At 49.1% G+C, this 23,485-nt stretch carries 19 protein-coding genes; 3 read left to right on the top strand and 16 right to left on the bottom strand.

Going from position 1 to position 23,485, the window contains the following annotated elements; genetic code table 11:
- Nucleotides 1-8: 8 nt before the first annotated feature.
- The 5 genes from ACP26L_RS03245 to ACP26L_RS03225 are packed head-to-tail and all read right to left on the bottom strand — an operon-like array spanning nucleotide 9 to nucleotide 6,393.
- Nucleotides 9-1,769 carry a glycosyltransferase gene (locus ACP26L_RS03245; RefSeq protein ID WP_426451091.1) on the bottom strand — a complete coding sequence of 587 codons (1,761 nt, stop codon included), beginning with the start codon at nucleotides 1,767-1,769 and terminating at the stop codon, nucleotides 9-11.
- 8 nt (nucleotides 1,770-1,777) lie between these two features.
- Nucleotides 1,778-3,340, bottom strand: coding sequence for a hypothetical protein (locus ACP26L_RS03240; protein WP_426451090.1), 1,563 nt, complete (start codon nucleotides 3,338-3,340; stop codon nucleotides 1,778-1,780).
- Nucleotides 3,341-3,352: 12 nt separating this feature from the next.
- Complete coding sequence (locus tag ACP26L_RS03235) at nucleotides 3,353-4,264, bottom strand: class I SAM-dependent methyltransferase (RefSeq protein WP_426451089.1); 912 nt, start codon at nucleotides 4,262-4,264, stop codon at nucleotides 3,353-3,355.
- Between the two features lie 23 nt (nucleotides 4,265-4,287).
- Nucleotides 4,288-5,580, bottom strand: a complete 1,293-nt coding sequence (locus tag ACP26L_RS03230; RefSeq protein WP_426451088.1) for an ABC transporter ATP-binding protein — start codon at nucleotides 5,578-5,580, stop codon at nucleotides 4,288-4,290.
- Between the two features lie 3 nt (nucleotides 5,581-5,583).
- Nucleotides 5,584-6,393 (bottom strand): ABC transporter permease, encoded by an 810-nt coding sequence (locus ACP26L_RS03225; protein ID WP_426451086.1) that lies wholly within the window; start codon nucleotides 6,391-6,393, stop codon nucleotides 5,584-5,586.
- Between the two features lie 142 nt (nucleotides 6,394-6,535).
- Between ACP26L_RS03225 and ACP26L_RS03220 the strand changes: the two genes are divergently transcribed.
- The 3 genes from ACP26L_RS03220 to ACP26L_RS03210 all read left to right on the top strand — a co-directional run bounded on the left by ACP26L_RS03220 (nucleotide 6,536) and on the right by ACP26L_RS03210 (nucleotide 11,729).
- A complete protein-coding gene (locus ACP26L_RS03220) occupies nucleotides 6,536-9,022 on the top strand; it encodes an O-antigen ligase family protein (RefSeq protein WP_426451085.1) in 2,487 nt (828 codons plus the stop codon).
- A gap of 183 nt (nucleotides 9,023-9,205) precedes the next feature.
- Nucleotides 9,206-9,949, top strand: a complete 744-nt coding sequence (locus ACP26L_RS03215; protein WP_426451083.1) for an S-layer homology domain-containing protein — start codon at nucleotides 9,206-9,208, stop codon at nucleotides 9,947-9,949.
- A gap of 202 nt (nucleotides 9,950-10,151) precedes the next feature.
- Entirely contained in the window at nucleotides 10,152-11,729 is a 1,578-nt protein-coding gene (locus ACP26L_RS03210; RefSeq protein WP_426451081.1) for an S-layer homology domain-containing protein, read from the top strand.
- A gap of 394 nt (nucleotides 11,730-12,123) precedes the next feature.
- Here ACP26L_RS03210 and ACP26L_RS03205 read toward each other — a convergent pair whose 3' ends face one another.
- The 11 genes from ACP26L_RS03205 to ACP26L_RS03155 all read right to left on the bottom strand — a co-directional run bounded on the left by ACP26L_RS03205 (nucleotide 12,124) and on the right by ACP26L_RS03155 (nucleotide 23,483).
- Entirely contained in the window at nucleotides 12,124-12,381 is a 258-nt protein-coding gene (locus tag ACP26L_RS03205; protein ID WP_426451080.1) for a hypothetical protein, read from the bottom strand.
- A gap of 14 nt (nucleotides 12,382-12,395) precedes the next feature.
- Nucleotides 12,396-15,359: a DEAD/DEAH box helicase gene (locus ACP26L_RS03200; RefSeq protein ID WP_426451079.1), complete on the bottom strand. Its 2,964-nt coding sequence runs from the start codon at nucleotides 15,357-15,359 to the stop codon at nucleotides 12,396-12,398.
- A complete protein-coding gene (locus ACP26L_RS03195) occupies nucleotides 15,356-17,038 on the bottom strand; it encodes a hypothetical protein (RefSeq protein ID WP_426451078.1) in 1,683 nt (560 codons plus the stop codon). The genes ACP26L_RS03200 and ACP26L_RS03195 overlap by 4 nt, the downstream gene beginning before the upstream one ends.
- Before the next feature lie 195 nt (nucleotides 17,039-17,233).
- Nucleotides 17,234-18,868 (bottom strand): chaperonin GroEL, encoded by a 1,635-nt coding sequence (groL, locus tag ACP26L_RS03190; protein WP_426451077.1) that lies wholly within the window; start codon nucleotides 18,866-18,868, stop codon nucleotides 17,234-17,236.
- A 117-nt stretch (nucleotides 18,869-18,985) separates the two neighbouring features.
- Entirely contained in the window at nucleotides 18,986-19,267 is a 282-nt protein-coding gene (gene groES, locus ACP26L_RS03185) for a co-chaperone GroES (protein WP_013914383.1), read from the bottom strand.
- Nucleotides 19,268-19,526: 259 nt separating this feature from the next.
- Nucleotides 19,527-20,312, bottom strand: a complete 786-nt coding sequence (gene tatC, locus ACP26L_RS03180) for a twin-arginine translocase subunit TatC (protein WP_426451076.1) — start codon at nucleotides 20,310-20,312, stop codon at nucleotides 19,527-19,529.
- Nucleotides 20,313-20,357: 45 nt separating this feature from the next.
- On the bottom strand, nucleotides 20,358-20,702 hold the full coding sequence (locus ACP26L_RS03175) for a twin-arginine translocase TatA/TatE family subunit (RefSeq protein WP_426451075.1): 345 nt from the start codon (nucleotides 20,700-20,702) through the stop codon (nucleotides 20,358-20,360).
- A 50-nt stretch (nucleotides 20,703-20,752) separates the two neighbouring features.
- Complete coding sequence (locus ACP26L_RS03170) at nucleotides 20,753-21,757, bottom strand: molybdopterin-binding protein (RefSeq protein ID WP_426451073.1); 1,005 nt, start codon at nucleotides 21,755-21,757, stop codon at nucleotides 20,753-20,755.
- Complete coding sequence (locus tag ACP26L_RS03165; protein ID WP_013914379.1) at nucleotides 21,747-22,247, bottom strand: MogA/MoaB family molybdenum cofactor biosynthesis protein; 501 nt, start codon at nucleotides 22,245-22,247, stop codon at nucleotides 21,747-21,749. Before ACP26L_RS03165 ends, ACP26L_RS03170 begins: the two co-directional genes overlap by 11 nt.
- Nucleotides 22,248-22,357: 110 nt before the next feature.
- A complete protein-coding gene (moaC, locus tag ACP26L_RS03160; RefSeq protein ID WP_426451071.1) occupies nucleotides 22,358-22,855 on the bottom strand; it encodes a cyclic pyranopterin monophosphate synthase MoaC in 498 nt (165 codons plus the stop codon).
- Nucleotides 22,848-23,483: a 5-formyltetrahydrofolate cyclo-ligase gene (locus tag ACP26L_RS03155; protein ID WP_426451069.1), complete on the bottom strand. Its 636-nt coding sequence runs from the start codon at nucleotides 23,481-23,483 to the stop codon at nucleotides 22,848-22,850. Before ACP26L_RS03155 ends, moaC begins: the two co-directional genes overlap by 8 nt.
- Nucleotides 23,484-23,485: the final 2 nt, after the last annotated feature.

Raw genomic sequence — 23,485 nt, 5'->3', positions numbered from 1 at the left:
CTTTAACATTAGTAGTTTCTCAAAAAGTTATTGAACTGCCGGATCAACTTATCTTTAAATTTTCTTATTTTGGCATTCTGTTCTTTATAGTTTTTATAATCCTCTACTTTAATAGTTAGGTATTCTTGTTGAATCAATTTATATACTTGCATACTTGCATTTTTAAAAAAGTCTTTTCGCCTCTTTCTATCCCTTCTATTAGGCGGCACTTTATATAAAGACGTAATTTTAGGAATAAATAAAAATGAATTACATTTAAAAGCGTACTTCAGCCATAAATGCCAATCTTCTAAAACATCTAAAGCCTCATCCAATCCACCAAATTGTTTGTAAAGTCTACCAGAGAACATTACTGTTTGTATTGGCAGGAAGTTTCTTTCCAATAAGGTTAGTATATTAAATCTTTCATTAAATATTAGATTATATTTAATATTTCTAGTTTCAGAAACCTGGACTGAAATCGGAGTTTCAAAAGCCAGACTGTAAGCCACTAAGTAATTTGAGTTATTGGTCAGGGCTGATAGCAAAACTTCAATGTGATCAGGATAAAACAAATCATCATCATCAAGAAAATTAAAATACTCACCTTTTGCAAGAGACAATCCTAAGTTTGCAGCTTTAGTTCTTCCAACTTTCATTCCTGTTGCTACGTATTTTATCGCTAAATCAAAAAACTCTACTTGTATTAAAGATTCAGCAAAATTCTGCCCATCTTCAATAACAATAATTTCTATATGTTTATATGTCTGGTTTTTAATACTCAACAAAGCTTCTCTAAGCATCTGAGGCCGATTGCAGGTTCTTACTATAACACTCACCAAAGGATTTCCATTAACAGGTGTATTTTTATACTTTGCTCCTAATCTTTCTATCTCGTAATCCCATATTTTGAATTTATATAAATCTCCATTTCGCCCGCGTCCCCAGAAAGGCATTCTCTTTCCCTTTCTCCCTTTTCTAATAGTAACACCCTTAGGTATACTATTAGAAAGCAATGCCAATAAGCGTATACGATTAATTTGTCTTCCCTTTAAGATAAGAAGAATACACAAAAGATATCCCTTGATTACATCAAAGAAACTACCAAACTTATATCTAAGAAGCAAATTACTAAAAACACTATAATAATATTGGTCCGGCTTTTCTTTTTCCGATTGTTTACGATCAAAAGTAAAGTGGTATACAGTACTTTCGGGAACATATACCAGTTTATAGCCTTTCTCCTTTAATCTCCAGCTAAGATCCACATCTTCCCCATACATAAAAATTTGCTCATCAAAGCCACCTATCTCCAAATATGCACTCCTTTTTATAAGACAAGCAGCAGCACTAGACCATGAGGTTTCAAAGGTAAGGGGGTTGTAAATTTTGGGGTGCTCATAAGGAAATTGTCTTAGCTCCCACAGAGCAATATTACCATCACTTTTTATAACTCTATTGACTAGAAACTGCAAAGAATCCGGTTCAAGTTCTGTGTCTACATTTAATAGCAAAATATAATCTTGGCAACTGTTTTTTACTCCTATATTATTGCCTTTACCAAAACCATGATTATGCTTTTCCTTCAATATATTAAAACCACCAAAAATAGAAGCCTTATCAAAGTCTTCTGCTATTCTTATCGAATCATCACAAGAATCATTATCAACAATTGTTAAAAATATATTTTTATGATTATATCTGGTAAACGCGATACTCTCCAGGCACTTATAAATCCATTTGGCAGAATTATAAGTGACAATAATAATGTCTATATTAAGGGATGACATATGCTCACCTACTTTTTCTTTAATGTCCTCCCTATGAATCTAACTGGACGGGTAACTCTCCATGAAAGTGAATTTGACATCAAGTTGATTATATTTTGTTTCTCTGATATAACTTGGCTTAATAGCTTGACTTCTGCACCAAGGTTTTCAATGTGACTAAGAGCATCAGCAAGCTTTACAATATTAATATTATAAGAAACCTCTAGTTCTCTTATTCTCAAGTCCTTCGATTTTAATTGACTACCTAAATTAGCCACATCATTTTGCAGTTGCGCAACATTTTCATTGAGTTCATTAACTTGCTCTAACCAGTTATTTTCTCTCATACTATAAAGCTGCTTGGTTTCCTCGAGTTTGGCTTTTATAAAATCACTTGCGTCTTTTATATTTTTCGAAACTCTAATATTTACCTTAATAATAATTTTCCCCTTCGTTTCAGGAACTTTTAAAAATAAATGATTTTTCTTGTCTAATGTCAAAAATGAAAAAACATTCCCCTTTTCTATGATAAGAATATTATCACTATAGGAGAGGTTAGCAAATTCAGTCTCCTTATCACAAACAAAAACTCTTTCCAACTTATCTACATTCACTTTATATAATTCAATGGATTTTATATCCACTAAAGCTGGCAAATTAACAGGATCAATTCGAATATGATCTTCAAATGGATCTGAAAACTTAAAAGACAGCTCTTTAAATTCTTCAGAAAATTCGTTTTGGTTAGTTTTCTCGTAAGTATAGACATTATTTATTGGAAGAAGAACTTGTACATCGTATAAATTATCATAGATTAAGCTAGTTACCTTTTGCGAAGTATAAGGTTCTTTATTGTAAGAACTCAGTATCCCAGATTTATATTTTTCGCCATGTACATAGACTTGGAAAAACTCTTCTTCCATCCGATAAAAGAGAAGCGCCTCATCAGTCGAAATATCTAACAGTTCCAATATTTCCTCCATTGTGACTACTCGACCGATTTGGGTTTGATACTTAATCCAGAATGCATACACACTTCTAAATAGAATAAACTTTAATGGAATATTAAAATTAAAAACCCATTCACAATCCAAAATGATATTCTCTGTCTTTTCTTCAATTATAAAAACATTATCAAATATAAGATCAATATTAGCTGGACACACACAATGCGCCTGCTCCAGTTCAATTTCTATCCCAAATACCTTTTTAAATTCATTGCATGCTTTAAAATATCCACTTGTTGTAGACTGTAGACTATGTATATACAATGAAAATTCTCGCAGAAGTAAAATGAATTTATCCTTGCCCTGATGAAGTAGAGCCTCTAAAAGCCTGTTATCCCAAGTTTGGCCATTCAAAAATTTATAGACTAACGAATTTTCTCTTTTATGGGGAATAAGGACTTGCCCACTATATATTTTAGCCAACCTCATGGTATTTTCATAAATGTTACTAATGTGCTCGTCCGCTTGAGAAGATAGCCCCCTTTTTATGACCTGTCTCCCACTATGCGCGTCTTCAACAAACAATGTTTCGGTCTGAAAATCCGGCAATCTTTCCCTTGAATATTTAGCGTAAAGAACTTCCAATTTTAATCCCACCTATCTACCGCCATTTTCACAAATAACTAAAAAGGAGTTAGCGAAAAATTCAAACTGCCCATCGGCAATTAAGTTATTATAGACAAGCCGCTCATCAAAAAGTGAGAGTCTATCACTATCTGTATTTACATAGCCATTTATATTTCCAATGTTAGGGAGCCTTTTTTCTGAGAAAACTTGGGTCGGCAATTTATAATCAGGCATAGGATAATAAAATTTTAAATTAACAAACCCATTTCTCTGGAGAAGCAATGTTATTTCATTCTTACTGAATGTTTTAACACGCTCAGTATTATAGTAATTTTGAATACTATCAAACATAACCCCAGTATGATCTTCCTTGGCACCAGCCCAATACTTCAAACCGTATTTATTCTCAATAGCGACAATAAGCTTCTTACCAGGTAAAATAAAATCTTTAATTTTTGACAAAAAACGATCAAACGGCTTCTCATCAACAGTAAAACTTGGTGCGTATTCAAGAACACCAACCAGGGTAACAACATCAAACTTTTCGTTAATTTTCATGTCATTTAGATTACCGACAAGGATCTCTAAATTACTATGTCGTTTATTTCGATAGGCATTAATCTCAGCTCTTCGTTTCGACAATTCAATCGCGACCACTCTTTGTGCCTTCTCACACATTAAACCGGTTAACGCTCCACATCCGGCACCAATCTCTAGAACACTCTCTTGAGATGAGATAGGTACCCATTCCAATAAATTTCTTCTTATTGGAGATAAATGATATAAAATAGGCCAGCGTTCATCATTCTCTACCAAGTGGGTATAATCTTCAGTATTTTTCACAATCTCTAAGATTTCGTTCTCGATATCACCGTCACTATATCCATCTTGACCAGTATAATATTTCAGATTAAGACTGACTTCACCATATTTTTTTTTCATATTAACCTCTCAATCCAAAAACATTATTTTACAGCTAGTTTGGTATAATTTATCTTTGACTCCAGATTTGCTATTCCAAAGCTACGATCCTTCCCATTAGGCAGAACCTTCAATTCAATCGCGTCATACCTTCTATCAAGAGGGGTTATCTCCTCGTTAATTAATTCAACGAATCCAAAAGAGATAAAATAGGTCCCTGGCATTAATACTAATCTATGTTTAAATTCCACCCTAATGCTTTCGTCTTCTGATAAGGGAACAAATTCATGATTCTGATAGTAAGTATTTGTTCCATATATTTCAAGACCCTTAACAGTTTTAATGGTAATCGCGTAAATTGGTTTCTTAATATATCTGTGTGCTGTCGCGTCCATTCTGACAATGACTTCCTCACCCGAAGTCACTACTGTTGTAGGTTTTCCTTTCTTATCAAGGAGACTAACTGAATCAATAGTGCCGTCTCCATTACCATATCGAAATTCCTTAGACTCCGAAGAACTACTATCGTTATCTAGTGTATTGGCGCCCTGAAACGCTTCCGTCTCTCCCTCTTCTTCATTAACTTCTTGTGCTGAGAATAATACTTTAGTGTATTTATTTACAATATCATTTGGAAGGCCTTGTTCTAGCAGTCTACCTTTATCAAACAAAATGCACTCGTCACAAAACTGCCGGATGGATTGCAGGTCATGGGAAACCAAAAGAATGGTCGTCCCAGCTTCCTTGAGGGCTTTTATTCTTTCAAAGCATTTTAACTGAAAGCGCCCGTCTCCCACGGCTAAAGCCTCATCCACAATAAGTATCTCCGGGTCAACACTTATAGCAACAGCAAAAGCAAGTCTTACATACATTCCGCTTGAGTAAGTTTTAACCGGTTGATCAATGTAATCACCAATATCCGCAAAGGCTAAAATGTCGTCTAATCTATTTTCCATTTCCCCCCTACTAATTCCCAGAATAGCACCGTTCAAGTAGACGTTCTCACGACCAGTAAATTCAGGGTTAAAACCACTTCCCAGCTCAAGCAGAGCGGCCACTCGGCCGTTTACTTCCACAAAACCTGTTGTGGCTTGTAAAGTACCAGTAATAATTTGGAGCAAGGTACTTTTTCCCGACCCATTTCTGCCAATTATTCCAACAGTCTTGCCCTTTTCAATGTTAAAAGAAACGTTTTTCAATGCGGTAAACTCTTGGTAAAAGTTTCTCTTTCCTCTATATAAGGACTGTTTCAAACGATCCTGAGGTTTGTTATAAATTTTATATACTTTTGAAACGTCGGATACTTTTATGGAAACTGAATTCATATAAACCTCCATTTATTAAATTACATCCGCAAATCCCGGCCGAGTTTTTTGAAACCAAATGTAACCCACAAAAAACACAATAACACCAATAAGCATTTCCACACCCAGAGTTCCCCATTCAGGTGTTTGTCCCCAAATCATGACTTTTCTCATATTCTCCACAACATATCCCACAGGATTTAAAAAATATAAGAATAATAGATCTTTTGGAATTAATGTTGCTGGATAAAAAATAGGAGTTAATAGCATTAATGCTTGTACTGCAATTGTAACGACTTGAGCAATGTCCCTTAAATAAACGCCTAGTGCCGATAGAAACCATCCTAAACCTACCGCTAACAACAATAATGGACAGAGAACTATGGGAACAAATATAAGTGTCCAATGAATGGCCCCCATAAAAAGACCAATAAAAAGAATCAGTAACCCCATACTGATAAGACTATTAATTAATGCTGAGCCTAGAGCAACTACAGGTAATATCTCTAGTGGAAAGACAACCTTTTTTACATAGTTTGAATTATTCAATATGAGAGAAGGAGCTCTACTGACAACATCTCCAAATATGTTAAATGTAACTAGACCACAGAATAATATAATAGCAAACTCTATCTTACTGTTACTTGCAGCATTCCATTTTGAGTTAAACACTTCGCTAAATACAAACGTATATACTACTAGCATAAGTAAGGGGGTAATAAAAGACCATAAAATCCCCAAAACCGACCCCTTATACCTGGATGCCACTTCACGGAAGGTTAAATCTTTAATCAACTGACGATATCCCCATAAATTTTTTGAAATTCCTACCGGATTTTTGAACATACAGTTTACCAACCATTTCTATAATTTTTTTACAACTACGTTATTATATCAAACTATTAGATAAGATATAAATAAAATTGGCCATTAGTATAAGTTTATGATATATTTTTTGCGTATTTAATGAAAATAAAGGAGAATTAATATGAGTCCCCAAAAAAGTTACTCCTATTCTGCAGGCTTAAAAAACTCGTCAGATTCACCCGACAAAAGTTCAATCCTATTCTGGATTCTTGCATGTATCACGACAATCTTCTTGGTTTGGGCGCCTTTTCAAAGAGCATTATTTAACGGAAACAATTTTGATTTCGAGGGCCCGATTTACTCTTCCTTTGTTTGGGCAGCCGTTATCTTTATTTTAGTGGGTATATATCTATATTTTCAATGGAAAATGGAAGTAGTAGCTGATCTAGCAGCTATTCTAATTTGGTTCCTCCCCCTAGCTTACTTGATTTCCACCATTAGCGCAGCTTCTAGTAAATATGCGACCAACATGGTTTACATTCAAATAATATACGTTGCCTTCTTTACAATTGGGTACTACTTAACAAAAAATAATAATTTAGGCCTGACACTTCTTAAAAATGCTACTGTTACAACTTCGTATCTTATTTTATGGTTTGGGATATTGAACTGGCTCGGTAACAAAGAGTTCGCTTATTCATTGGTAAAATGGTTTGCTGCCCCTATGCAGGATAACTATTATCTCCATGCAGTTATGTCCGATTCCAACGGTCCGCGTCTCACTTCAGTTTTTCAATATGCTAACACATACGCAGGCTTTCTGACTGCCCTCTTATTCATCGCAATCTACCTTGTCGTAACGTCAAAGAAATGGATTGTAACGGGGGTCCATTCATTTATGGTTATCCCCATCATTATTTCATTTTTTGTTACTCTATCTCGCGGCGGATTTGTAATACTGCCATTTGTTCTGCTTACCATATTGCCATTCCTTAAGGCTGGTCGGCAACTTTTATTTCTTATACACCTGATTCTTTCTTTCGCGCTTTCCTTTATTATTCTCAATAAAATCACTACAATTGGCGTGGAGCAATTCAATACATTCACCCCTTCCTTGGCCTCGTCCGGTTGGACAAGCTTGTTATTCGTTTCACTTATTTATGCGGTACTTGCCGTGCTTCTTCAAAAATTTGGAGAACCGGCCATTTCCAAGATCTGCAGTCAGTTTGAAAATAAAGCATGGTCGCGATTTTCCATTCCCGCTGCTGCAGTTATTATAGGTGCATTAAGTGCAGGTCTCCTCTTATCCGGAAGCGGTATAACTAAGGTGCTTCCTGAGAATATCCGTACTCGTGTAGAAAACATAAATTTTCAGCAGCACAGCGTACTAGAGCGAGGAACCTTCTACAAAGATGCACTTAAACTATTTAGTGATTATCCAGTTATTGGTGCAGGCGGAGGGGCCTGGGCTGCCATGTATGAGAAGTATCAAAACAATCCTTACACCAGTCGTCAGGCTCATAACTTCTATCTTCAATACCTGACCGAAGTTGGTATATTGGGTTTCGCTATTTTTGCAGCTATATTGATCTTGATTTTCTATATTTTTATCCGAAATTATATGCGGCAGGATGAGGATGAGAGGTCCCAGCGGTTAGTCTTTTATATCTTGGCTGTATCCCTGCTCATTCATAGCGCACTTGATTTTGATTTGAGTTATGTATATTTAGGCTTTATCTTATACCTGTGCCTAGGCGTCTTGATCTCTTGTGATAAATTGATGCTCAAAAAGTCAGCTGCTGTACTTCAACGCGGTGGCAGTGTACGTTGGATCTACCCATCTTTTATATTGCTTATCTCTCTCGTTCTTTTCTTTAATGCCGTTCAGCTTGTCAGCGCGAACCGTGAATTTAAAAATGCCAAAGCATTAGCAACATCGGGACAAAGCAGCTTAGGTGAAATCCTAGCTCCTCTAAACCAAGCATTAACTATTGATCCCACTCATCCGGATTATGTCTATACTAAGGTAGGACTTCTTCTTCAGGCCTACAATCAAACCAAGGATGAAAAGTACTTTGCAGAGGCGGATACCCTGCTCCAACAAGCAAGACAAAAAGAGCCATACAACTACCTTTTGACAGAACGTCAAATCTACAACTACATTACAAAAGAAAAGACCCAAGAAGCTCTTGAATTGGCTAACATGGAACTAAATAACTTCCCATGGAAAGTGGAACTATACGAACTCAGTATCTCCCTTAATACGGATCTGGGGCATAAGGCCCGTGAAGCGGGAAATGTCGAGCAGCAGAATCAGCACTGGGATGCGGCTTTGGCCACGCTTAAACAGTTTGAGGAAAAGCAAAAGCATCTGGCTACACTGCCAAAAGAGCAAGGTCAAGGTAATCCGTTCAATATCACACCGCGCATGACTCTTGCCCTCGGACAAATTTACTTCTTCCGAGACAACTTCGCGGATGCAGAAAATATGTTTAGAAACAGTATCGGTGGTTCACTTGATGACGCGGCTGTATTACAGAATGTCCGCTGGTATCTCGCCGCGATGCAAAAGCAGGGCAAGAGTGACCAAGCGCTGATGGACAAGCTCCTTGCTAAGGATCCGACAGAGAAGCAGAAAATCGAAAGCCTGGTCAATGCTAATCTGTAATAGCCTTACCGCTTAAAATGGTAGCCAATCCCAGTCGGGGCAGGCTACCATTCTTCTATTTAGTTATGATACAATGATCCCTGTTGTGCTATGAAAGAGGTGCGTTTAGTTTAGTAGATTAATATCTATTTAGAGATCACCCCTTACATAAACCAGCTTACTTCTGAAAGGAGAGAAATGAAGATGAACCAAGCTGTATCCCGCAAGATCGCGAGCCTGCTCGCAGCCTTCATGATGATGGCCATCATGCTGCCTGCCATGACATTCGCAGCAGCTGACTCCAGTGCTGCAAGCGCAAATGAGTCTGTATCCGATTCCGTTTACACGGACGTATACAATGTGAATGAAGAGGTCTATGCAGAGGTTACTTTTGAAGATCTGGCTTCCCACTGGGCTCAAGCTGACATTGAACTGCTCGCAAGCAAAGGCCTCATTAGCGGTGTAACGACGAGCGAATTCCAACCGGATCGTGCAATCACCCGGGCTGAATTTGCAGCTCTGATTGTTCGTTCTATCGAACTTCCATCGGTAACTTCCAGCACATACTTCACGGATGTGAATGCTTCTGCATGGTACGCTGGGACGGTTGCTTCGGCCGTGTATGCCGACATCATCAACGGTTACGAGGATAATACCTTCCGTCCGAATGACTCCGCAACACGTGAAGAGCTGGCCGCCATTATTGTTCGCGCCCTGGATAATGTCCAAATCTCTGCTCATGTCCCACAAGCTACTCAGGATAAGCTGTTGTCTGGTTACACTGATGCGAATGAAGTAGTTTGGGCTCAACAAGAGCTGGCCGCCGCATTGAATGCTCACTTGATCAATGGTGTAGCTGACAACCAACTGGGTTCCTCGAAGCCGGCTACCCGTGCGGAAGCAGCTGTTATGCTGAAGCGGTTCTTGAAGCTGGCGGATCGCCTGTAATTGAATGATGTCGAAGATAGAAGGTTGGATTCTTTGTGAATCTACCTTCTTTTTTTGTGTAAATACTACCATTAATGTCGGATTGATGATAGAATATACCCTGGTCCTTACAATTATGCGCTGGAAAAGGAGGTGTGAATACAAAGTGCAATCGAATGAACAACAAACAAATCTATTGAGAAACAAAAGGAGCACTATTGGCATGAACACACGCGTAATGAAAAAGACTTCCCAAGCCTTGGCATTATTTATGCTTGTTTCGATCCTGCTTCCCGTACTCGCTTTGGCAGCAGTGCATTTCGAGAACGTGAAGTACGATAAGTACAACAGATCGGTTAGCGGTTCGGTATACTCTGACACCTACTCCGTAGGACAAAGTGTATACCTGACTACTTATGCTTCCGGTTCTTCCATCCTGTCCGCTACATATGCAACCTACAACGCTTCGACAGGGCGATACGATTTCCGGTTGAACTGGTCGAAGAGCGTCAGCTCGACAACATACGACAGCGTGAACCTGAACGCTTACTTCAACAGCGTTCTGGAAGCAACCTACAGCGTTAACAACTCCGGTAAAAAATCGAGCCCTGGTGGCGGTGGCGGCGGTGGTTCCACCAGCAGCAACGGCAAGATTGATGCTGTAACGGGTTCCGTATCGGCTTACGAGCTGCAAACCGCTTTTGCTGCAACCAACAAAGTAGAGATCACGATCAAAGGCGAGAAGCTTGACCTGCCTCTGTCCGCTCTGCTGGATGCGCTGAAGAAGTACAACAACGCGCAGATCACGGTTATCTCCGACAACGGTACGTACACGCTCCCGCTGTCCGTACTGAACGGTGATGCTCTGGCGAAGTCCCTTTCTGCTGAGCAGAAGGATGTTACGGTTACTGTGACGATTGCCAAGAAAGCCGGCGAAGATGTAACCAAGGCTGTTTATGCACTGGGCGCTGCTCCAATCGCACTCGCTGTTGACTTCAACGTAACAGCAAGCGCGAAGGGCAAAACGGTTGCCGTTGACCTGGGCAAAACTTTCGTTTCCCGTACGCTGAACGTGAACAAGAATGTAGACTCGAAGAAAGCTGCCGGCGTTGTTTACAACGAAACAACGAAGACGCTGAGCTTCGTACCAACTACGTTCGAAACGACTGACGGCAAGACGGTTGCTACGCTGAAGCGTAACAGCAACAGCATCTATACGGTTATCGAGTCCAACAAGTCCTTCGACGATCTGGCTTCCCACTGGGCACAATCCGATGTGGAACTGCTCGCGAACAAGCTGGTTGTTGACGGCGTAACCGCAGACGAGTTCCAACCGGACCGCAGCATCACTCGTGCAGAGTTCGCTGCTCTGGTTGTACGTTCCCTGAGCCTCAACGCTGTAACGACAAACACTTACTTCACAGACGTGAACTCTTCCGCTTGGTATGCTAACACGGTAGCATCCGCTACGTATGCAGGCATCATCAACGGTTACGAGGACAACACGTTCCGTCCGGACGCAGAAATCACTCGTGAAGAACTGGCCGCTATGGTCGTTCGTGCTGCAAACTATGCAGGCATCGAGACTTCCGTTTCCTCCTCCAAGCAAGCTGAAGTACTGAGCAAGTTCGAAGATGCGGACAGCATCGTATGGGCTCAAGCTGAAGTTGCAGCTGCAATCAACGCAGGTCTGGTCAACGGTCTGACGGACAGCGAAATCGCTCCGGTAAGCGAAGCTACTCGTGCTCAAGCAGCTACGATGCTGAAACGCTTCCTGTCGCTCGCTGACTTCATCGACTAAGAGCAAGCCAAACAGCAAAGGGGCTATCCCGGTAGAGAACTCTACTTTGGGATAGCCCCTTTGCTATGCTTATGGGTCAGACAGGAAGCTCCGCATCCTATACCCTGACCTGATGTGCTAAGTTGGATCGATTATTGGCTCAAGCCTACTTTAAGGCACCCGCCCACTACCTAGGGGCTGATGAAAAAAAGGCTATATAGACCCTCAACAACCGTTTGAAAATGTGGCCGTAAAACGATTATGCCTAGAACAATAAGACAGCGGCAGGAAGACAGCCAATAGCTCAGCTTAGTTCAATGGCTGGATCATTCACTCCACCTTAGAGCAAACAAAATGACGCACTCCCCTCTAATACCAAACTGCAACGACCTGCCAGCTCCGTGCTGGGCCTTCTTCAAGACTTGGCCGCTTTCCCAATGGCCTCATACAGCCGCTGCCATGCCGGGGACATGCGCTGCAGATGGGGCGCTCCCTCTACGTCCAGGCCTTCGAGAGGATCGGAGGGTGGCGCCGTTTTGCTTTTCCTCCCACGCTTGGGCTTCACGGCATTCACAGTTCCTTCTTCCGAAGCTCCTGAAGTCCCCTCCCTCTGCTCCTCATTCAAAGAGCCGATGGCCGACAGCTCCCTAGGCTCCTGTATCTCTTCTCTCATGGCCTGTCCTCCTCTTACTTGCCGATCCACTCACGCCGTAGGGCGAACAGCTCTCTCAGCTCATGCGTCGACATCTCCGTGACCCAGTTCTCGCCCGTGCCCACGATCTGCTGGCTGAGTCCCAGCTTGCGCTCGATCATCTCATCGATCCGCTCCTCCAGCGTGCCGAGGGCAATGAATTTGTGCACCTGCACGTTGCGGGTCTGTCCGATACGGAACGCCCGGTCGGTCGCCTGGTTCTCGACAGCAGGATTCCACCACCGGTCAAAGTGGAACACATGATTGGCGGCTGTCAGATTCAGCCCTGTGCCTCCAGCCTTCAGAGAGAGTACAAACACACTGCTGCGTTCCCCATCGGCTGAATCCGGACGCTGGAAGCCCTCAATCATGGCATCCCGCTGTGCTTTGGGCACCCCGCCATGCAGGAACAGCACCCGCTCGCCAAGCTGCTCTTCAAGCGTACGTTGAAGCAGATTCCCCATCTCAACGAACTGCGTAAAGATCAGGCAGCTCTCCCCTTCAGCGCGCAGCTCCTGCACCAGCTCCAGCAGCCGGGACAGCTTGGAGGAGCGCTCCAGCTCCGACTCCACGGCCGTCCCGCCGCTGTCTTTGAGAAAGAGGGCGGGATGATCGCAGATCTGCTTCAGCTTCGTCAGGGTGGCCAGGATGAGACCCTTTTTCTCCATGCCGCTCAAGGTATCGATCCGGTTCATGAGATCCTGTACGACATTCTCATAGAGGGTCGCCTGCTCGACGGTCAGCGATATATAAGCCTTCGTCTCGTACTTGTCCGGCAGATCCAGCTGAATGGCGGGATCCTTCTTCACCCGGCGCAGCAGGAAGGGACGAATGAGCTTCTGCACGCGTCCTAGCAGTACTTCGTCACGGGTCTTTTCGATCGGCCCCACGTAATTATGATTAAATTCATTCAACGAGCCCAGGTACCCCGGATTAATGAAATCGAAAATGGTCCAAAGCTCCGTCAGCCGGTTCTCGACCGGGGTGCCGGTGAGCGCAATTTTATGTCCCGCTTCGAGACGCCGGACAGCCGTCGACTGCTTCGTATAAGCGTTTTTGATGTTCTGGGCCTCATCTAACCCTATCACATCCCAAAGCACGCCGGAGAGCGTCTCCTCGTCCATCTGAGCGAGGGTATAGGAGGTAAGCACAAGATCGACTCCGCTCACCGCCTCAGCAAAAGCATCCCCTTGATGACGCGAAGGGCCATAGTGCAGATGGACCTTCAGCGTCGGTGCAAACCGCTCGAGCTCCTTCTGCCAGTTGCCGAGCACCGAGGTAGGGCAGATCAGCATGGCCGGGGCCAGCTGCCTGCCATCATCCGCCGCCTGCTCCCGCGAAGCGAGCAGGTAAGCAATAAACTGCAGCGTCTTCCCGAGCCCCATGTCATCCGCAAGGCAGGAACCTAAGCCAAACCGACGCATGAACAAGAGCCAGGACATGCCTTCCTTCTGATAGGTACGCATCTCCGCCTGCAGCCCCGCCGGGGGTTCCACGATCGGGATCTGCTTCGTATGCTGCAGATGCTGAAGCAGCTGCGCCATATGGGCGTTGAGCTCTACCTCCATCTGAAGCGCAGGAGCAGCCCCTTCGCCGGCAGCTGCCGGATCGTCCTCTACATCAAGCTCAGCCTGCTCTCCAGCCAGCAAATGCAGCTCCAGCACTTCGCGCAGGGACAGGCCTCCCCGCCGGTCCGGCCCTCTCATGGCCTCCTGCATCTGCCTCAGCATGGCCGGGTCCAGTTGAATCCAGCGTCCTCTGACCTTCATGAGACGCTTCTTCTCCGCTGCCATGCGGGCAAACTCCTCTTCGGAGAAGTCCATATCGCCAATGGCGACCTTCCAGTCGAACTGCATCAGCTGATCCCGGCCGAGCAAGGAGCTGCCCCCTGAGCCGACAGACGACTTCAGCTTCGCCTTCAGACGCGGGGTCAGCCGCTGGAGCTCTTCCCACCAGGCCGGCAGGAACACCGAATAGCCCGCCTGCAGCAGCTTCAGGCTGCCTTCGTGCAAGAAAAGCCAGGCTGCATTCTCTCCCAGCCGGCTTCTCACTAAGCCGCTGCCGCCCTCACGCTCCAGCTCCGGAGCCGCGCGGAGGCTGCGCTCCACGTCCTGCGGCACACGCCGGGCCGCATGCTCGGCCCACTCGGCCGGCAGCCCGTCAGGCGCCAGCAGCAGTCCATCCGCCTCCAGGGTGATCTCCACCAGCCGAGTCGGATCATCCTTATCCTGCAGCAGCATCCGCAGCGTCCACTCGTCGTCCTCATCCTCCGGCTCAATAAGCTGGAAGCAGCTGCGGAACGGCACCTCGTCTGGCCGCCAGCCGGCAGCGGCCAGCCACGCCTCTTCGTCCAGCCGCAGCGACGCCTCAGCCAGCGCCTCATCGCCCACGGCCAAGTCCAGGGCCACCGCCTGCAGCAGCGGCTGCTCCCGCTGCAGCTCGTCCCAGGCCGCCTGCACGGTCGGGTCGCTCTGCAGCAGCTCGCCGAGCGCCCGGCTGAACCAGTCGCCGCCGTCGACGCCGTGCGCTGCGGCCGCTTCCATCCGCTCGGCCGCCTCAGCAGCCCGGGCCTCCGGCACGACAAGCTGCCAGCCCAGCTGGCCGGACTGCCAAGCCTGCGCGTCAGGGCGGTACCAGCCGCTGCGCAGCGCCTCCATGCCAAGGGCAGCCACCTGCCTGGCAGCTTCCAGCTGCGCCGACCAGTGCAGCGGCAGATGGATGGCCGTACCCGGCGCGGCCAGGTACTCCAGCGCCGCATAGGCGCTCAGCCGGACGCTCTCAGGCTGGCTGCCTGGTTCGAGCAGCGCACCGTACAGGCTGCGCTCATGCCATGCGAACAGCCGCAGGCGCAGCTCCGCAGTCGTGATGGCCTGTCCCCGCTCGTTGAGGGCCCAGAGCACCCAGCTGCCGTCCGCCTCGCAGGCTCCTTGGACGTCCGCCAATGATTTCAGCAGCGTCACGAAGCATCTCCTCCTTTTCGCAGTTTCTGCATCTCCTCCTGAAGCGCCCTCAGACGCGAATAGCGGGTCGTCAGGTAGACCAAATACCGGTCCCAGACCTCCGTACGCTTCAGCTTCTTGTAATGGCTCTGAAGCTTCTTCAGCAGCCGTACCGCACGCTTGTACGCATCCCGGTTCTTCTCCGCGATGAACAGCTCTACGCTGTGGTGATACCAGGGCAGCAGCAGCTCCCGTTGCTCCGTCTCGATCGGTTTGAGTTCACTCGCCCGAAAATCCATCGGGGTATACCCAAGAACGAGGTGTACGTCGACCCATTCCTTGTACAGACCGGAGTTCATCAATTCTTCCGTATAGTAATCCAGGCTGCGGGGAAGAAGCGCGAAGACAGCGTCTTTCCACTCCTGCTGCAGCCCCAGCGCCCCTCTTACCTGCTCCCACAGGGCAAAGTAGCTGCCGAGCTGACCGCCGGGAACGCGCGTCATCCAAGGAACCAGCCGCTGCAGCCACGCCGCCATGCGCTCCCAGTTGCGAGTGCGCGCCATAACCTCCAGGTACGGAAGCACCTTCGCCGGAGCCGAATGACCCATCCGGGCGGCCAGTGCCATCGCCTCCTCATCCATGCCTCCACGCATGGCGAACAGCAGCTGTGCACTCATCAGCCATTCGGCACGGGAAGACGGAAGCTCCTCCTCTTCGGAAACCTTTAGCAGCCGGGCTTTCTCCCTCTCAGCACCCGCCTCACTCCACAGCAAGTCCCACCAAAGGGCCGTATAGATCTGCATCCAGGGCACAACCGTAGAGGGTGCGGGCTGGGCATAGGAATGCAGCACCTCTTCCGTCTCCAGCAGCACCGATTCATAGTGCTCCCAGGCGGCCTGCCTTGGGATTACCCTCACTATATCCGCAAAGTGCTCCCAGCAGCGGGAAGCGAGATCCCGATACACTTCCATCCGCTGATAATACGAAAAGTCATACTGCTGCCGAATATGGCTCACCTGAATCTCTTCCGTCAGCTTCATCGCAAATAGAATGACGTGCAGCTCATAAAGCTTAGCCGCCGTCTCTTCCCAGCCTTCAGCTATAGGAAGCAGCTCACCCAGCACCTTGTCGTAGAGCCCTGATGCCGCCTGGAGGCTGCTGAAGCGGTTCGGATGAACACGGCTGCGGAAGTACTTATGCCAACCGACCGGCCCACTCCCCTCAACAGGTGACTCCAAATCAACAGCCGATTCCTCCCGGGGCAGCAAGCTTCTTGCCGTGGTCAGCGTATCCAGGATCGAGGCCCAATCGCCTGCTTCCCCTCCTCCTGCCGAGGACAGACGCGCAGCCGAACTCCCGCCCGTTCCCCCCAAAGCCGAACTGCCGGACTTCAGGAGCTTCGCAGGATCGTAATCGGCCCGGTCACACCATTCGAACACCACGGCCGCCATATGCTCACAGTAACCATCGGAATGGCAGTCACAAGTACTGTATCTAAGATCCTCCAAGTTGAGCTCAACTAGAAGCGGGTAATCCCGCTCGTAAGAGTCATCCATAACAAAGGCCCGGATCAGTACTCCATCGACGATATAATCGATAATCCGACCCTCGGAATATACTTGCCAGCCCTGCTCCAAGACTGGATATGGGAAATAACGGTAGACCGCTGCGGCCAGTCCGTTCATCGTTAAATGAAGCATAGAATGCCTCCATACTCTTTAAGGTTCTATTCTACCTTTGTGCCCTCCAAGTATATCATAAATACCTGGACGGTATGGATGACAGGCCTGAACGTTCCTCAGCAAAAGGCGACTGTCTGTCAGGGTACCCGGCTGAAAGCAAAAAAAGATGGCGGCACCCTTAAGGATGCTGCCATCTTCCGCAGATGGATCGGATTAGAATCCGCCCATGCCGCCCATACCACCCATGCCGCCCATGTCAGGCATAGCAGGCTTATCTTTTTCCGGCTTGTCAGCGATAACCGCTTCGGTCGTCAGGAACATAGCCGCTACGGAAGCCGCGTTCTGCAGAGCGGAACGGGTAACCTTCGCAGGGTCTACGATACCGGCTTCGATCATGTTGACCCACTCGCCGGTTGCCGCATTGTAGCCGATGCCTGTAGCTTCTTTCTTCAGGCGCTCCACGATGACGGAACCTTCTTGGCCAGCGTTAGCTGCGATCGTGCGAACCGGCTCTTCGAGAGCGCGCAGGATGATGTTTACGCCCGTCTTCTCGTCGCCTTCAGCAACCACGTTAGCAACTGCATTGTACACGCTCACGAGTGCCGTACCGCCGCCGGCTACAATACCTTCTTCAACCGCTGCACGCGTAGCGTTCAGCGCATCTTCGATGCGGAGCTTACGCTCTTTAAGCTCGGTTTCGGTCGCTGCGCCAACTTTCACGACAGCTACGCCGCCGGAGAGCTTCGCAAGACGCTCTTGGAGCTTCTCTTTGTCGAAGTCGGAAGTCGTTTCTTCCAGTTGGGCACGGATCTGGGATACGCGCGTACCGATGTCTTTCTTGTCGCCGGCGCCGTCCACGATGATCGTGTTTTCTTTCGTTACACGGATTTGACGAGCGGAACCCAGCTGCTCCGGACGCGTCGATTTCAGCTCAAGGCCGAGTTCTTCCGTAATGACTTGGCCGCCGGTCAGGGCAGCAATGTCGCCGAGCATAGCTTTGCGGCGGTCGCCGAAGCCAGGAGCTTTGACAGCCACACAAGTGAACGTACCACGCAGACGGTTGACTACCAGCGTAGCCAGGGCTTCGCCTTCCACGTCTTCCGCGATGATCAGGAGCTGCTTGCCGGATTGAACCACTTTCTCGAGAACCGGCAGGATCTCTTGAATGTTCGTGATTTTCTTATCTGTGATCAGGATGTACGGGCTGTCCAGAACAGCTTCCATCTTGTCCGTGTCCGTAATCATGTAAGGGGAGATGTAACCGCGGTCGAACTGCATGCCTTCAACCACTTCCAGCTCCGTAGCGAAGCCCTTGGACTCTTCAACGGTGATTACGCCGTCTTTGCCCACTTTCTCCATCGCTTCTGCGATCAGCTCGCCCACTTCGTCGTCAGCAGCAGAGATAGCCGCTACTTGTGCGATGGATTGCTTGCCTTCGATGGACTTGGAGATGCTTGCCAGCTCTTCAACCGCTGCACGAACCGCTTTGTCGATCCCTTTGCGGATAACCATAGGGTTAGCGCCAGCCGTTACGTTCTTCAGACCTTCACGGATCATAGCTTGAGCCAGAACCGTAGCTGTCGTCGTACCGTCACCGGCGATGTCGTTCGTCTTCGTAGCTACTTCCTTCACGAGCTGAGCGCCCATGTTCTCGAAAGCATCTTCGAGTTCGATTTCCTTCGCGATCGTTACACCGTCGTTGGTGATGAGCGGGGAACCGAATTTCTTCTCGAGTACTACGTTGCGGCCTTTAGGACCGAGTGTAACTTTAACGGCATTCGCCAGAGCGTCAACCCCGCGGAGCATCGCGCGGCGAGCGTCTTCGCTGAACTTAATTTCTTTAGCCATGAATGAACCCTCCCGAATATAAAAATGGTACTGCCATGTATACTTCCTCCGGACGACTCCGGATCCATTGTGTAAGTAAGTGAAAGCGTCTAACTTAAGTATATAGCGGCTGCGTTCCTAAGCCAGAATCGCCAGGATGTCGCTTTCGCGCATAATCAACAGCTCACGGCCGTCGAATTTCACTTCCGTACCGGCATATTTGGAGAAGATCACGCGGTCGCCTTCTTTCAGCTCCAGCGGAATACGCTCGCCGTCTTTCAGGGTACCGCTGCCTACAGCGACGACTTTGCCTTCTTGCGGCTTCTCTTTCGCTGTGTCCGGCAGAACGATGCCGCTTGCGGTCGTTTCCTCTTTTGCAATGGCTTCAATAACTACGCGATCACCCAACGGTTTGATCATGAGAAAATAGCCTCCTTTAAAATTAGGTACAGAGTCGAGTCGAATCTTGTTGTTAGCACTCGAATACCTCTAGTGCTAACAACACTCTTTATGATACCGACTTCGTCGTGAATTTGCAAGTGCTTTTACAACTTTTTCGCACCTCCCCCATTGTATCCAAGCAAACCGGAAATATACGGCAGCTGCTCCCCGGCCGCGAGCTTGAACGGGGTCTCCCGCCCACATCCTTTCTGTCCTCTTGGTAAAAGAAAAAAGCCTGTCATTCGACAGACTTTGAGCTTCCTTCCAGCGTGGCGGCTTCGGCCTCCCATGCCTGATCCTCCAAGAGCTGCTTGCGGTAAATGGTCGCGGACAGAAATACACTGAACTCATACAGTAGAATCATCGGCAGGGCCACAACGATCGCCGACACCGCATCGGGCGGTGTGATCATGGTAGCGATCACGACAAGCGCCAGGTAGGCATACCGCCGGACTTTCTTCAGCACAAGCGGATTCAGCACCCGGATTTTGGTCAGGAACATGACTACGATCGGCAGCTCAAAGACAAGCGCAATCGGAAGCAGGATATTGAACATAAACGAGAAATACTGTGCGGCGCCGTAGGTTTCGGTCAGCTGCAGGTTCGCGGAGATCGAGGACGTGAACAAGAAGGCCATTTTGAACACGACAAAATACCCGAACGCCAGCCCCAGCAGGAACATGAAGAAGGCAAAAGGAACGTACAGCAGCGAAGCCTTCTGTTCCACCTCACGCAGCCCCGGCTTCAGAAAGGCCCAGATCTGGTACAAGGCAAAGGGCAGGGCGATGAGCAGCCCCGTGACCAGAGAGAAATTCATATAGAGCTTGATGGGCTCCCAAGGGGAGAACGTATGCCAGCTCACATTCGCGATCGGCGCAATGGACTGCAGATAGAGGATCAGCGGCTTGGCGTAGACCAATCCGATGACCATCCCGATGACCAGGACAAGCAGGACCCAGAAGATCCGCTTGCGCAGCTCGGTCAGATGCTCGACCAGCGTCATTCCTTCTTCTTCATGATTCATGCGGATTCACCTGCCAAGGAAGTTCAATGATAATCGTGCGGAGTCTCAATCCGGAAGCCGGCGCTGGTCTGTCCGGTTCTCCGCCGGCGTCTCGGATTTCGGCGCCGCCGGCTGGCTCGGTGCGGATGCCGGCGCTTGTGCCGCCGGGGCCTCCTGTGCAGATGCCGGGGCCTGAGTCGGCACGGCCGCCGGCGGTTCCTGCGGAGTTACATCCTTGCGGGGCGGCGCGGACTCCGCTTCGTCACCAAGCAGTTCACGCGTACCTTGCTTGAATTCACGCAGCGTCTTGCCGAGGGCCCGGCCCAGCTCCGGCAGCTTGCTCGGTCCGAACAAGAGCAGTGCGATGACGGCGATAAGTAGAAATTCGCTGATGCCTATATTCCCTAACATAAGCATGCTCCTTCATGAAATGGTTGGCACGGTACTCCGCTGACTGTCAGCTAACAGCCGAGCAGCCCGCCGTATCCGAGCTCTGTAATATCTTGGCGTTCGATGATCTCTCCCGCGCAGATGCGGGGAAGCAGCACATCGAACGAGGTGAACGGATCATGCATGACACAGCCGGGCAGACCCATGATCGGGACTCCCTCGATATAGCCCATAAGCAGCATGGAGCCCGGCAGCATCGGCGTGCCGTAAGAGACGATATCCGTCCCGGCCGCCTTAATCGCACCGGGGGTGCGGTCGTCCGGATCGACGGACATGCCGCCCGTCAGCAGGATGAGCTCGGCCTTGTCCTCGTGCAGGAACCGGTGAATCTCCCGGACGATCACAGGGCTGTCATCCGGGGCAAACCGCTGCTCGATTATCTCGGAGCCGAAGGCGGCCAGCTTCTCCCGCACCACCGGGCCGAACTTGTCCTGGATGCGGCCCTTGAACACCTCGCTGCCGGTCGTAATGAGCCCCGCCCGCAGCGGACGGAACGGCTTCACCTGCAGCACCGGCTCCTCCGAAGAGGAGGCGATGCGTTCCACCTCCGCGATCCGCTCCTCTTCAATGATCAGCGGGACGACGCGTGTGCCGATCAGCGGCTGCCCCGGCTTCACCGGGGTATGCGAGCGGATCGTCGACATGACGATCCCGTCGAGCGCATTCATCGCATCGATCCGCGCCTTGTCGATGACCGCGAGGCCATGGATCGCCGATTTCAGCGTGATCTTGCCTTCATGCGGCTCGGTCAGCTCCACCTGCGGACTGCGGACGGCTTCGGCCATCCGGCGCGCAGCCTCGTCCTCATGCAGGATGCCATCCACGAGCCGCATCGTGTAGATGTGCTCTTTGCCGATGGACAGCAGAGCCGGGATATCCTCCTCGCGGATCACGTGACCTTTGCGGAACAGCCTCCCCTTGAACTGCCCGGGAAGGATCTGCGTCAGGTCATGGGCCAGCATCAGGCCGACCGCCTGCTCCACCGCCACCTCTTGAAGGAGATCCTCACGCTTCATCGCCGTGGTCCCCTTCCCTTCCGGTGAGAATCCCGAGCGCATGAGGGAGCTGGCCCATCACCGCCGACAGATTCTCCATCACGCCCTTCGGCGCTCCGGGAAGATTGAGAATGAGCGTCCGTCCGCGGATACCGGATACGGCCCGGGAGAGCATGGCGCGCGGCGTCTTCTGCATCGACGCCATACGCATCGCTTCGGCGAAGCCCGGAGCCTGGCGGTCGATCACGCCAAGTGTCGCCTCGGGCGTCACATCGCGGGCGGCCAGGCCCGTTCCGCCGGTGGTGAGTATAAGATCGGCTTTGAAGTAGTCGGTCATTTCGATCAGTGCGGCCATGATTTCGTCTTTTTCATCCGGTACGACACGGTATTCGATGATCTCGCCGCCGATCTCTTCTTCGATCAGCTCCCGGATCACCTGGGCGCTCGTGTCTTCCCGTTCCCCGCGGAATCCGCGGTCGCTTGCGGTCAAGATAGCCACCTTCCAGCGCATAAGCCTGCTCCTTTCCCGGGTATGGATTGTGCATACAAAAAAAATCAGGGTCAAAGGCCGGCTTTTCCGCTTCACCCGAAGCCCCGAGAGCCGGCTCCCGCCCCGTCCGCCTACAGCTCCGCCTGATAATCGCCGCTCTTGCCGCCCGTCTTGCTGAGCAGCAGCGTAGGCCCGATGCGCATCGCTTTATCTGCCGCCTTGCACATGTCGTATACCGTAAGTGCAGCAGCCGATACCGCCGTCAGCGCCTCCATCTCCACGCCGGTCTGGCCTTTGGTCTTCACGGTCGCTTCTATATAAAGCTCGCCCTCTCCGTTATCGGAATAGCGGACCTCCACACCGGTCAGCGGGAGAGGGTGACACATCGGAATCCAGTCCGACGTCTTCTTCGCCGCCATGATCGCCGCCACCTGCGAGACGCCAAGCACATCGCCCTTGCCGATCCGGCCTTCCTTAATCAGATGCAGCGTACCCTGCTGCATGGTCACGGTAGTCCGTGCCGTAGCCGCACGGACCGTCTCGGCTTTGTCCGAGATATCCACCATCCGTGCCCGGCCCTCCCCGTCAAAATGGGTCAGGGCCCCTGCTCCACTCCCTTGCTCAGCCATCGGTCTTCCCGCTCCCTTCCACGATCGTTCTCGTCTCGGTGATGAGCTCGTTGATCCGGAAATCGAACAGCCCCATAGGGACCTCGGGGATCAGCTGCTTATCGAAGGAGGCGGCGATAATATAAGGCTTCGGCAGCCCCGTGCGCACGTACTGCTGCATGAAGCGGTCATAGAACCCGCCTCCGTAGCCAAGACGGCCCATGTTCTGGTCAAAGGCCAGTCCCGGAACGAGCGCAACGTCAATCTGCCGGATATCCATCAGCTGCTGCGCTTTGGCAACCGGCTCCCGGATGCCCCAGGTTCCCCGCTCCAGATCCGCATAAGAACGGACTTCATACAGCTTCAGCTGTTTGTGGGCGGCGAACACTTTGGGAACGACCACACGCCAGTGGCGCTTCCAGCAGGCTTCAAGCACCGGAGTCACATCGACTTCCGTCTTCACGGGCATATAAGTGAAAAGCGTCGGACGCCGGCGCACGGAAGGATCCGGCTGCAGCAGCTCCTCGAGGCGTTCAATCACCTTGGCGCTGATGACGGAGGACTTCTCTTTGCGCTGTTCCTCCGTCAGGGCAGACCGAATGGCTTCCGCTTGGCGGCGAAGCTCGATTTTTCTCTCTTTTATATTCATGA

The organism is Paenibacillus sp. S-38 (assembly GCF_049942825.1).
Lineage (GTDB): Bacteria > Bacillota > Bacilli > Paenibacillales > NBRC-103111 > Paenibacillus_G.
This window is presented reverse-complemented; position numbering and strand designations above follow the sequence as displayed.